6 protein-coding genes are annotated in these 13135 nt (G+C 45.3%); 5 read left to right on the top strand and 1 reads right to left on the bottom strand.

The window, feature by feature from the left end; translation table 11 throughout:
- Window positions 1-307: 307 nt before the first annotated feature.
- Window positions 308-1837 carry a DUF6377 domain-containing protein gene (locus tag H164_RS0113485; protein WP_154652163.1) on the bottom strand — a complete coding sequence of 510 codons (1530 nt, stop codon included), beginning with the start codon at window positions 1835-1837 and terminating at the stop codon, window positions 308-310.
- 343 nt (window positions 1838-2180) lie between these two features.
- Between H164_RS0113485 and H164_RS0113480 the strand changes: the two genes are divergently transcribed.
- From H164_RS0113480 to H164_RS0113460, 5 genes are all read left to right on the top strand, one after another.
- Window positions 2181-3794, top strand: coding sequence for a trehalase family glycosidase (locus H164_RS0113480; RefSeq protein WP_025830383.1), 1614 nt, complete (start codon window positions 2181-2183; stop codon window positions 3792-3794).
- A 75-nt stretch (window positions 3795-3869) separates the two neighbouring features.
- Window positions 3870-6857 carry a SusC/RagA family TonB-linked outer membrane protein gene (locus H164_RS0113475; protein WP_026356383.1) on the top strand — a complete coding sequence of 996 codons (2988 nt, stop codon included), beginning with the start codon at window positions 3870-3872 and terminating at the stop codon, window positions 6855-6857.
- Window positions 6858-6868: 11 nt separating this feature from the next.
- A complete protein-coding gene (locus tag H164_RS0113470; protein WP_019969111.1) occupies window positions 6869-8407 on the top strand; it encodes a RagB/SusD family nutrient uptake outer membrane protein in 1539 nt (512 codons plus the stop codon).
- A gap of 54 nt (window positions 8408-8461) precedes the next feature.
- Window positions 8462-10810: a glucosidase family protein gene (locus tag H164_RS0113465; protein ID WP_019969110.1), complete on the top strand. Its 2349-nt coding sequence runs from the start codon at window positions 8462-8464 to the stop codon at window positions 10808-10810.
- A gap of 74 nt (window positions 10811-10884) precedes the next feature.
- A complete protein-coding gene (locus H164_RS0113460; RefSeq protein ID WP_019969109.1) occupies window positions 10885-12912 on the top strand; it encodes a glycoside hydrolase family 65 protein in 2028 nt (675 codons plus the stop codon).
- Window positions 12913-13135 lie beyond the last annotated feature (223 nt).

The raw sequence follows: 13135 nt of genomic DNA, 5'->3' as shown, positions 1-13135 counted from the left end.
CCGTTGAATGAACTATTTGATAAAACAATTATTAATCAAAACCCAGAAAATGACCGCCAACTTTCGCTTTGGTGAAATTTAACCGGACAGTAGTGATTATTTCTTTTGAACTTTTCCGTGTAAACGTTTTGAGTAGTCGCGCTTTCTGTTAGTTTTTTCCTTCCTTTAATCCATCTCGTTTTCAGCAATATTTTGGTTTCCAACCGAAATGAAATAAAATTATTATAGATTGTCCTTCAGGACATTGATATGATGAATTATAATATGAAAAATAGGATACATTTCTTGATTTGGACATATCGCTGCACTATTCATACCTGCACAACTGCATGACATCTGTCTCAAAGCTTTCCTTATGCATAGCTTTGGATTTCAGGCTCCAGCGATAGTTGTAAACTGTTTGCGGTGAATAGAACAACAAGTTTGCCATTTCCGAACTATCGGTCACACCCAGTCTTAGCAATGCAGCTATACGCAGTTCCGTGCTTAGCTGTCCGTCTTTAGTTTGAGTTATAGATGCATCATCACGAAGAAGCTTATTGAGTTCCATAACGAATGACGGATAGAGTTGGATGAAAGCCCTATCAAAATTATTTAAAAATTCGTTGGCCTCCTCTGTTGTCAAGTCGGCACTTGATAGTTTTGACAGTAGGTCGCGCACCTGTCCGACTTTTATTTTTCGTTTTACAAGCGTTTTAAAATTCTTAAAACGGTTGATATATTTATCACATAAGTCAATATACACCTTTGCAAGCGTCTCACGCTTAGCGTTGACATCAAGCAATCTACTGTTTGTAAGTTGTATTCCTCTATTCAACTTATCAAGATTATCATAGCTTTTCTCTAATTCTTTTCTACTTATAGAAAGCAACTTGTTCTGTCGTTTGATATAATACATTCCCCCCATAACCAGCACAAGCAACAACGCCAGTCCAATCGAAGACAGACGCAAATAATTATTGTTAGACAACAACTCCTGTTGATACGCATTGATGATAGCCGGCCACTCTCGTGCTATACCCATGAGACGCATACGACTGTTGTAAGCACGGGCATTGTGTAATGAGAACTTGATAAATTTTTCCGCATGATTCACGGACGCATCCGGCTTATTATAAATGTATATGGCAAGAAGTTGCATAGCTACTTCTTGGCGTGTAGCACAGCGTATATCGCCAATAGATGCCTTGATAAGCCAGGTCTCGTAACCATCATTATCTCCAAGCATACCAAGACATAAGGCAAGGTTACATGCGCTCTGCGCATAGAGTGGATCACCATAGCGAAGTCGGGACAAGGTCTGTCGCCATAAATCAACGGCCGTCCGATAATCACCTGAATACTGCTTTTGAATCGCATTGCAAAACATATAGCGACTACTGTTTTGGGGAGTGTGCTTCATAACGAGGGAAAGCGAGTAAAGCATTTCAGACTTAAGTTTATTAGCAAATTCGCTACCACGATAATAATCATTCCAAAATGTTGTGAATATATACCTTGTGCGCCAGTACTCTCTTCGCAGATCTTCCGTCACTCCTATACTGTCTACTTTGTCGAAACATTCCTGACCGTCACTATAGAAACCGGCAAGAGAGAGCAACAGAGAACGGTGCATAAGCGCAAGCGACTCATAACGGGTGTTATGGCATGAACGAGCTAAAGCCAACTGCTTGCTAACGTAGACCATAGCCGAGTCATACTGGTAATCATAGTAGCAATCGAAAAGCTTATCATATATATTCAAAAGCGCGTCATTGTTTTGAGTATAGCGTGCCGCCGATTTTAAACCACTAATTTTAGATTCGCGTTGTCTAATATAAATGTCGCTATTATCCATTTCTTTCTCTAACTGTGTATAGAGATTCCTGTTTACGGAACTGAATATGGCAACAGCATTAAAAAGGAAAATAGCGGTTAGTAGAAAATGTCTCATATATCTCAAATTAGTGTTACAAAAATAGTAAAAAAGAGGGTAACAAAAGAGAATTTAAAGCAAAATATTAATTTAGTTTATTTCTACATCTTCGTTGTTAAAATTAAATTATTTCATAAAATATTAATAATAAGAAGGTTATAAAAAATATAGAGCTTTATTATCTCCCTAATACCTCCCTCAACATATAAAATAACTTTATTTTCGCGATATTTGTAAAAAATCAGCGAAACAAACACTAACAATCATGAAAAATCATGGTCAAATTATCATAAATATACTCCTCTTGTTGTGGAGTATACCATCAATGGCTCAGCAGCAATGTACGGCCACCGATTATCCATACGTCAGACCCACACAGCTATATGGCAGATTGCTCACAGAGGTGATGGACATTGACAGTCTCTTTGGACAGAACAAGCTATTCGTAGAGTCTAAGACCTTTGTCGATGTAGTTCCGCAAAGAAATGTTAACAATATTCTTGCCGACTGGTGTCGCCACAACGGCAATGACGTAGAGGGGTTTCTCAAAAGCAACTTTGTTATACCGGAGCCGTATGAAAGAAAAAGCATGGAGCGGCATAAGGATATTCACACATACATAAAAGATATGTGGAAGTTTCTCACCCGACCTACCGACAGTATAGAACACGGCACGCGTATCATGATGAAGCATCCGTACTTCGTGCCGGGCGGACGTTTCCGAGAGATGTACTATTGGGACAGCTACTTCTCTATGATTGGTATGCTATGCGACAATGAGCACGAATTAGTCATGAATTTGATTGAAAACTTTGCCGATTGCATCCGCCAGCTGGGTTTCATCCCTAATGGTATGCGCACCTACTATCTCGGACGCTCTCAGCCACCATTCTTTGCCTATATTGTCAGCGATGCCGCACGCTATTATGGCGACAGCATCATTGTACGCTATCTGCCGGAACTTGTCAATGAGCACCGCTTTTGGATGTTAGGCTCCGACAGTCTCAGTGTCTCTTGCACTTCATGCCTGCACACGGTCATGATGCCGGACGGAGAGATTCTCAATCGTTACTATGACAAGTTTGACACGCCACGTGAAGAGGCTTGGCGCAATGACCTGGACACCGAACGTAAATTAAAAGCGACTCATCCCGATATCAACTCCTCACGGCTCTTCCGTGACCTGCGAGCTGCTGCCGAAAGTGGCTTCGACTTCTCCTCCCGATGGATGACAGATGGACGCAACCTCTACACGGCACGCACAACAGACATTGTGCCTGTAGACCTCAATAGCCTGATGTGCCATTTGGAAAACACAATTGCAAAAGGCTATTCGCTGAAAGGAGAAAGAAAAATAGCAGCACAATTGACTGAGAAAGCAAAGGCAAGAGCAAAAGCTATCAGAAAATATTTCTGGTCGAGCAAGGAAAATTGGTATTGTGACTATGTGTTGTCTGCCAAGACACATTCGCCTTATCTCTCACTTGCCGGTATGTATCCGCTCTATGAGAGCTTAGCAACCAAAGGTCAAGCCAAAGCCGCAGAGAAGACCTTTACAAAGACCTTCCTCAAGCCCGGAGGTGCTCTCACAACCCCTTATGAGACCGGAGAACAATGGGATGCACCAAATGGTTGGGCACCATTGGAATGGATTTCATATCAAGGACTGCAGAACTACAATCTCAATACTACTGCCACGAAGCTCCGCGACCGTTGGATGGCAACATGCCGGAAAATGTTTGAGAAAACCGGCACACTAAAAGAGAAATACAATGTTATGACTCAAGACGATACATCGGGCGGTGAATATGTTAACCAAACAGGATTTGGATGGACCAATGGAGTCTTCAGAGCTATGGAAGAAACGATTAACAAATAAATCCAAAAACCTAATAACCAACAATAGTACGTTATATATAAATACCTCAATAACTTTTAAACAAAAATCAAACTTATGCAGAAAACATTTATTACGAGGAGGTTGTTGCTCTTTGTGGGCACCCTTTTCTGCCAATTGGCAATGTTTGCACAATCTCAAGTTACGGGAACCGTGTCAGACGAACATGGTGACCCCATCATCGGAGCCAGCGTCTCTATCAAAGGTGGCTCCACCGGGGCTGTCACTGATCTCTATGGAAAATATTCCATATCCTCTGTGGCCAGCAACGCAACACTTGTTTTTACGTATGTTGGCTTCGAGGCTATGGAAATTCCCGTTAACAACCAATCGGTTATCAATGCTACGATGAAGGAAGACAACAAAGAGCTTAATGAGATTGTTGTCATTGGTTATGGTACAATGAAGAAAAGTGACCTTACGGGTTCTGTAAGCGATCTGCAGGCTAAGGATTTCAACAAAGGTCTTGTTACCTCGCCTTCCGACCTTCTTCAAGGTCGCACAGCAGGTGTTAATATTACCAGCAATGGTGGTGAACCTGGTGGTGGCGTTACCGTACGTGTTCGCGGCAGCAACTCTATCCGCTCAGGTCAGGACCCGCTCTATGTCATAGATGGAGTACCACTTGACGCCTCAACCAACCTTCAGGCAGCCGGTGGCGCTATTACCGGTGTGGGCTCATCAAGTTATACCAATCCGTTGAACTATATCAACGCAGATGACATTGAGACCATCACCGTGCTCAAAGATGCTTCAGCTTCAGCCATCTACGGCTCACGCGCTGCCAACGGCGTGGTGCTCATTACCACAAAAAAGAACACTCAAGGCAAAGCTCAGGTTAACTATACCGGCTCTGTAAGTGTATCATATCTGCCCAAAAAGCTCGACCTGCTCAATGCCGACGAATATCGTGCATACGCTCAGAAGAGGAATGTTAAAATAACAGACCTCGGGGCTGATACCAATTGGCAGGACGAACTCTTCCGTACAGCTGTGTCACACAGCCACAATCTCTCTATCTCTGGTGGCAACGCCAACGGCGGTTACCGTGCTTCCGGCAATATTCTGGCCAACGATGGTATCATTAAAACTACCGATATGAAGAAATATACGGCACGATTCTATGTGCACCAGTATATTCTCAACGATCGTGTACACCTCGAAGGCTCGATTACGGACAGTCGTGTCGTACAAAACCGTGCACCGCTCGGTGAGAGCGGCGGTTACGAGGGAGACCTCATGCTTTCTGCATTGAAGCTCAATCCTACATTCCCTATCTACAATGAGGACGGCTCTTATTATCAGAATTCCTCTGCCGTGCGCAATCCTGTGGCAATGCTTAATCTCACCGACGACGAGACCCAAACCGACCGTCTGTTGGCAAACGTTGCTGTCACTGTGGATATCATAAAAGGATTGCAATACAAGTTCAGCTATGCACTTGACCGCATGAAGACCTCTCGCCGGGTTACGCAGAATCAGGAACTTATCTATATGCCGTCGGGCGGAGAGGCTTACATCAACAATGTAGAGTCAAGAAACTACCTCTTTGAGAACTACTTCACCTATGATTTCAAGGTTCATAAGATTCATTCTTTCAACCTCCTTGCCGGTCACTCTTACCAGAAATATCACGACTATTGGTACAGCATGGGTGAAAAAGGCTTTAATGTAAAGGATGTTAACTACCTCTACGATTTTAAGTATGGTAACTACAATAACATTATCGGAAACTCTGACTTATTGGAGCATGAACTACAGTCGTTCTACGGACGTGTAAACTATAATCTCATGGAGAAATACCTCCTTACTGCCAACTTCCGCTGGGATGGCTCTACACGCTTCGGTGAAAACAACAAATACGGTTTCTTCCCGTCTGTTGCACTGGCTTGGCGCATGAGTGAAGAAAACTTCATCAAGAATCTTAATATGTTTGACAATCTGAAGTTCCGTGTCGGATACGGTGTTACCGGTAACCAGGAAATTCCAGACCGTATTTCACAGCTTAAACTTGGAACTATTACCGGATCGTTCATTGATGGTTCCAATACTCCCACCACAGGTATTACATTGACCCGTACCCCCAATCCTGACCTTAAGTGGGAGAGCACACATCAATTCAACATCGGACTTGACTTCGGTTTCTTTAACAACCGTCTCACTGGTAGCATCGATTGGTACAATAAGACAACTCGCAACGTTTTGCTTCAGGTGTACTCCATCTCCCCAGCTCCTACTACTACCATGTGGGATAACGTTGAAGGCATGCGCATCGTGAATAAAGGTTTTGAGATAACCCTTAACGTCGACATCATACGCTCTAAGGATTTCGACTGGAATGCAAGCCTCAACTTCTCTACCAACAGTAATAAGGTGAAAGGACTGCCAATGTCTTACATCTCTGTCGGCTATCCCAGCGGTCCCGGCTTCTCGGCCCCTATCCAGCGCATTATGAGCGGCCATGCACTCGGCACATTCTACGGTTACCATTTCCTCGGACTTGACGAAAACGGTCACAGCATGTATGAAACCGATGAAAACGGCAACCCCGTCAACAAAGTAATAGGTAATGCACAGCCCGACTTTACGCTGAATCTCAGCACCACTTTGGCTTGGAAACAATGGACTTTGGGGCTTAACTTCAACGGTACGTTCGGACAAGACATCTACAACAACCTTGACAATGTTATCGGTGATGCAACCGTATTCGATACCGGCTTCAATATCACCAAAAAAGCAACACAGGACAATGAGGCTATGGACAACGCACTCGACTACAGCGACCGCTACATTGAGGACGGCTCATTCCTGCGTCTTGCCAGTGCCGCACTGAGCTATGAGGTGCCTATCAAACCCAACAATTGGCTCAAAGGAGTGACACTGACCCTTACCGGCAACAACCTCTTCTGCATCACAAGCTACTCAGGCTACGACCCGGAAGTAGACACATACCGTGTGACCGACGGCATTCCGGCCATTGGTGTGGGATGGACCAACTATCCTAAAGCACGCAGTTTCACATTTGGCGCATCGTTCAACTTCTAAAACACAAAGTAATGAAAAAAATATATTTAGCGGCCGCCCTTACATTTGGGCTCGCCTTCACCTCCTGCTCCGATCTTGAGGAGAAGATAATGAACGAGCAGGATAATAAGTCACTGATCAAAGACGACAAAAATACTGCAATGCTTGCCGCACCTGCCTATGCTTCGCTTCGCACCTACATGGATGATAACGGCATGTGGATGATAACAGAGTGTACTACCGACGAGTGCTGCTATCCTACTCGCGGCTCCGACTGGAATGATGCCAACAACCGCGCAGTGTTCACACATACCTACGATGCCGACAACCTCAAGGTAAGAGGGGCTTGGGACGGACTGATGCAAGGCATCACCTATTGCAACGTAGCCCTCAATTATCTCAGTGAACTGAATCAGACCGAAGATGTCAAGAACTATACAAACGAGGTAACCTTCATACGCACATTGCATATGTTCTATCTCACCAACTACTTCGGGCATTTCCCAATGCGTGAGAGTGACGAGACCGACTTCAAGACCAAGCCACAGATTCTTGATCGCAATGCTGCTACCGAACGTATCATCAAGGAGTTGACCGAGCTCATTCCCAACCTCAAAGAGAAGGGAGAAGTGCCTTACGGCCGCATCACCAAAGCTGCAGCCCAACAACTCCTTGCTCACGTCTATCTCGACTACGGCATCTTCACCGGTACCAAGGAAGGCAAATGGGACGATGTTATTAACATTTGTGACGATGTTATTAATTCCGGTAAATATAAACTCGCCGACGACATCTGGAAGCTATATCTCCACGACAACAAAGCCTACGCCGACCAAACAGAGGCAGTATTGCCAATTATTTATGATCAGCAGGCAGGCATAGGAGGGCGTTCGTGGCTCAACTTCACGCTTCATTATAGCATGACGTTCAACAACTTCACGTCATTCTGGAACGGAGCTTGTACCACAGAAGATTTCCTCAACCGTTGGGACACCACCGACCCACGCTATCAGGACAACCGTCTGAAATCACAAATTGGCTTCAATCTCGGTATCATCGAAGGCCAGCAGTATGCCATTGACGGCACACCGGAAACAACTCGCAACGGCGACCCACTGGTATTCACACGCAACTTCAGCGTTGAGAACTCCAACGAGGCACAGGGTGTTCGCATCGTGCGCTATGCTCCTAACCCCGACTACACTTATGGTGCAGGTTCAGACAACGATGTGATGTTCTTCCGTTACAGCGACTTCTACCTCATGCGCGGTGAGGCCAAACTACGTAAAGGTGATATCCAAGGTGCACTGAAGGACATCAACACTATCCGCGAAATACGTGGCGCACGTAAATTGACAGTTTCTGAGTTAAGTCTTGACAGTTTTTTTGCTGAGCGCGGATTTGAATTCTATTGGGACGGTGCTTGGAGTCGTGACGACGCAATACGTTTCGGTAAATATTGCAAGGCCCGACAAAATGTCAAGGCCTGTGACGAGACACGTATCATGTTGCCTATACCCAACACAGCGATCGAAGCTAACAATGATCTCAAGCAAAATCCCGGTTACTAAATATAATACAGCAAAGGCAACTTTTAGAGTTGTCTTTGCTTAAAACCAAACACGATGAGAAAAGCTTTTACCGTCTTACTGTTTATCACTTGCATACCACTGTTGGCTGAATCTTTTTCTATGAAAGAATGCCTTGCCAATGAAAAGCATCTGACAGGCAAACCATCAAGCAGTCACTACCTTTGCGTCACTGCATCGCCACATTTGTATTCTATCGGTTGCCAGGACGGGCAATTTCGTGCTACAGGCTGGCATATCGAAGGTGAGATGGGCGGTGTATGGATGCACCCCGTGAAATTGCTTGATGGATTTTCCTTCAACATTAACGGCAAAGAGCTAATCAAAGCCAACAAATTTATAACCTACCCCTACGCGCAACAGTTTACCTACGACCTCGGTGATTTGGTGGTAACTCGCACCGATTTTGCCGTTGACAACTGTGCCGCATTAGCATCCGAGTTGGTCATAAGCAACGTTTCCGGCAAGACCGTAAAAGCTTCTCTAAAAACAATTATCCGCTCTAATCTCATGCCCACCTGGCTCAGTGACCGTGCTGGCATCAACAATGGTAGCGACACGCTTCTGTCTTTCAATCAAGGATTACTTCTTTTAAGGGATAATAACAACAACTGGTTTTCAGGAGCCTTGCTCAGCGGAGCAGGAAAAACAACACTCGGCCATGTTAGTCAGCACGGGCTCAAAGCACACTATCCGTTACTTGCCAACTTGAAGCTCAAGCCTGGCAACACCATGATCATAAGGCTCACTATAGGAGGATCTTTGCATTCGGCTGAAGACGTTGGCAAAATAATAACTAACACAAACAAAAATATAGCAACTCTTTTTGCCGCAAAACAGAATAGGTATCAGGTTATAGACTCCACCGCAAAAATTTCCATTCCCGACCAGCGGCTCCAGCAAGCTTACGAATGGGGGAAATATTGCACCGATTGGCTCATTCGCGACGTGCCAGGCCTGGGCAGAGGGATGAGCGCCGGACTACCGGATTATCCCTGGTTTTTCAGCAACGACCAGAGCGAGACTTTCCGTGCCATTGTCGGCACTCGCGAGCCAAGCCTTATGAAGGAGAGTCTCTATATGCTGCTTGACCATTCCAGGAAATATGCCAATGACAATGGCAGTGTTCTACATGAAATGTCTACCAATGGACAAATCTATGCAGGAGACAGGAAGGATGAACCTCAAGACTTTATGCATGCCGTATGGACACTTTATAAATGGACCGGCGACCACACATTGCTTGAAGATATGTACTGTCAGGCACTTAATACTGACTCTTTCCTTACAGCGCATGATACAAACAACAATCTCTTTCCCGAAGGCTATGGTGGCGTGGAGATAGAAGGGCTCAACGGCGAGATGTTCGATGTAGCTTGTCACACTGCCGAGTTCTATAACGACATGGTAGCCATGTCACGGGAACTCGGCTATACTGATGCTGCGAAAAGCTACCAAACCAAAGCCGACACCCTTACCGCACACATCAACCAATGGTGGTGGGATCGCGAGAACAAACGCTACTATGATATCCTCGCCGGTACGACACAGGCCCTGAAACTCATTGCAAGCGCAAAGAAAAATTTTACCGACCCTTCACGCAATCGGTGGGCAATTGATTATCTCGACAATTTGGAGAAACAGATAAAGAACGGCAAGTCCTACAACGGCTACTCCATTTTCTTTAATCCGTCGTCGCTTGCCCTCACTACCGACGTTGCCGACACTAAGAAAGGGCAAGCCTATCTTGAAAGTGTAAAATGGTTTTGCAACAAATACGGTCTTTATATCTCTGGCATTTCACGTCCCGACAACCTGCACAGCGAGGAAGGATCTGTGGCCGAACGACTACAAGGCGAAAGTTTCAACTATCGTCAGGCTGTCATGCCCCGTAGCACATCACAGCTTGCCATAGCGGCGTGCAAATATCAAAATGCCGACTCCGCTTTGTTCTTCATCAATCGGATTCTCAATAATATAAGCTATGCCACCCCCGGCACATCATATGAAGTGAGTCCCGACTACGGACAATTTGTACAGGCTTGGAATGTGGGTGGCATTAACATACCGATTATACAATATTTCTTCGGCATCAATCCTATGGCATCCCACAAGCAAGTAGTCATCAATCCTAATATGCCATCAACATGGAGCCATGCCTCTATAGACAACGTTCTCATCGGCAACAACAGTCTCAGCATGGACTACCACAGAGAGAATAATAGCATCAGCTATAAAATAACTACAGCACACCCCGATTGGACCATAGTTTTCCACTTGCCCCAAGACATGAAATCTCTCATTGTCAATGGCAAGGCAGCAGCTGCAAGTAATGGTACCGTGCTGCTCTGCGGAAAAGAAAACAAACTGAAAATCAATAAATAATATCAATAGCAACTGCATTATGACAGACTACAACGATCTCTTACAAGCAGTAGCCTAATCAAAAACCATCATATATGAGAAAAATACTTCTGTTCATCGCTATGCTTTCACAGTTTATCTCCTCTTCCGCTCAAGATCCGTGGAAAATTGAGGTCAACAAAGTAAACGCACACGGCTACTATGGTGAAACTGTTGCCAATGGCATCCTCGGCATAGTTTCATCCTACGAGCCGTTACAAGTTCAAACCACAATTCTTGCAGGAAGCTACGACAAGTTTGGACGTGGCGAAGTGAGCAACTTTTTAGAAGGCTTCAACTTTCTGAACACTCATCTTTATATCAATGACTCAGAAGTCAGCTATGATAATGTACGTAACTATAGCCAAGCGCTTGATATGCACAAAGCCGTCTTCACGGGATCGTTTGAGTGCAAGGGAGAGGCACGCGTCAGCTACAGCCTGCGCTCACTGAGACAGTTGCCATATAGTTCCTTAATGGTAGTAGACATAGAGCCATTGAAAGATATCACCATCAAAGCCATCAACACACAGCGTCTGCCCAATGGTTTTCACAACAGCAATACACGCTTTCAAACTATTGACGATCGCGGCACCATCATCCCGTTGATGTCTATGGAGGCAGATAGTCCCACCGGCAGACTACACGTGGCTGCATGTTCTGACATACTTTTCCCAACAAACAATAATAAACCTGTACTCACCATCCAAAAAGATGATCATGAGATAAGCCAGGCGTTCACGCTGACACTCAAGAAAGGAATGCCATATCAATTTGCCGTTGTCGGATCGACCATATCCTCAGCCACTAATCCCGACCCAATCAATGAGGTAAAGCGTCTAACCACAATCTGTCAGCTCAACGGGCTTGACAATCTTATCGAAACACACGAAGTACAGTGGACTGACCTGTGGAAAAGCGACATCATCATCGATGGCGACAAACAGTCGCAACAAGATGTACACGCCATGATGTATCATCTCTACGCTTTCCTGCGTGAAGGATCCCGCATGAGCATTTCGCCAATGGGTCTATCCGGGCTTGGTTACAACGGTCATGTGTTCTGGGACGCCGACACATGGATGTTCCCAGCACTGCTGTTACTGCATCCGGAGATGGCAAAATCGATGCTCGACTACCGCTACGACCGTCTTGAGGCAGCACGCCAAAATGCCGCACAGCATGGTTTTCGCGGGGCAATGTATCCTTGGGAGAGTGCGGACACCGGTTTTGAAGAAACACCCGTTAGCGCGCTAACGGGCACCTACGAATACCACATCACGGGCTGCGTGGGCTTCGCCGCATGGCAATATTTCTGCGTAACCAAAGATGAGCAATGGCTGCGTGAAGAAGGTTGGCCTATGTTGCAAGCCACTGCAGACTTTTGGCTCAGCCGTGTCACCAAAGGCGACGATGGCTTGTATCATATTAACAATGTGGTTGGCGCTGATGAATATGCTCAGAATATAGATGACAACGCATTTACCAATGGTATTGCACGGGCCAACATGATGTACGCTGCCAACGCTGCACGACAACTCGGCCTACAGCCCAATCCCGAATGGGAAAACGTTGCCGCCAAGCTGAAATTCATCAATAAGAATGGCATCACCATAGAGCACGCTACATATCAAGGTGAGGAGGTTAAGCAGGCTGATCCAAATCTGCTGGCTTTCCCACTTAAACAAATCACCGACCGCAATCAAATTCTCGCCGACATCGAGTATTACAGCAAACGTGTGCCACTAAAAGATACTCCGGCTATGACACAAGCCATATATGCACTGATGTATGCTCGACTGGGTATGGCCAACGAGGCTTGGCACTATTTTCAGGATGCTTACAAGCCCAACCTGCTGCCGCCGTTTGGAGTTATCGCCGAGTGTAAAGGCGGCGACAATCCCTATTTTATCACTGGCGCCGGCGGAGTGTTGCAGAGCGTACTGATGGGATTTGGCGGAATAGACATCGATTTGGATGCTACAGGTATCACACAGACACAGAGCGTACTGCCCAAACACTGGAAGAAGCTGACGCTGACAAATATCGGCCCTCAAAAAAGAACTTATACTGTATCACGCTAACCAACATCTGTGACACGACACCTTCATATATTAATAACCAGCGTATCGTGTGTATATCACATCCGCAGCCTGCCACCAGTGTGACAGGCTCAGTAGAAATTTACTGGGGAATAATTTGTTATTCTCTTCACTAGTGTCCGGTTAAAATTTCCAGACTATCATTTATTTCGTTAATATTCAATGAGATACATCGATTTAAAAATTTTCCGATTTGATTTCTTAT

The organism is Segatella maculosa DSM 19339 = JCM 15638, assembly GCF_000382385.1.
Lineage (GTDB): Bacteria > Bacteroidota > Bacteroidia > Bacteroidales > Bacteroidaceae > Prevotella > Prevotella maculosa.
This window is presented reverse-complemented; position numbering and strand designations above follow the sequence as displayed.

Excerpts from the sequence above, each read along its gene's own strand:
- H164_RS0113465 (WP_019969110.1), top strand. The coding sequence starts at position 8,462 with ATGAGAAAAGCTTTTACCGTCTTACTGTTTATCACTTGCATACCACTG.
- H164_RS0113485 (WP_154652163.1), bottom strand. The coding sequence starts at position 1,837 with ATGGATAATAGCGACATTTATATTAGACAACGCGAATCTAAAATTAGT.
- H164_RS0113460 (WP_019969109.1), top strand. The coding sequence starts at position 10,885 with ATGAGAAAAATACTTCTGTTCATCGCTATGCTTTCACAGTTTATCTCC.
- H164_RS0113480 (WP_025830383.1), top strand. The coding sequence starts at position 2,181 with ATGAAAAATCATGGTCAAATTATCATAAATATACTCCTCTTGTTGTGG.
- H164_RS0113470 (WP_019969111.1), top strand. The coding sequence starts at position 6,869 with ATGAAAAAAATATATTTAGCGGCCGCCCTTACATTTGGGCTCGCCTTC.
- H164_RS0113475 (WP_026356383.1), top strand. The coding sequence starts at position 3,870 with ATGCAGAAAACATTTATTACGAGGAGGTTGTTGCTCTTTGTGGGCACC.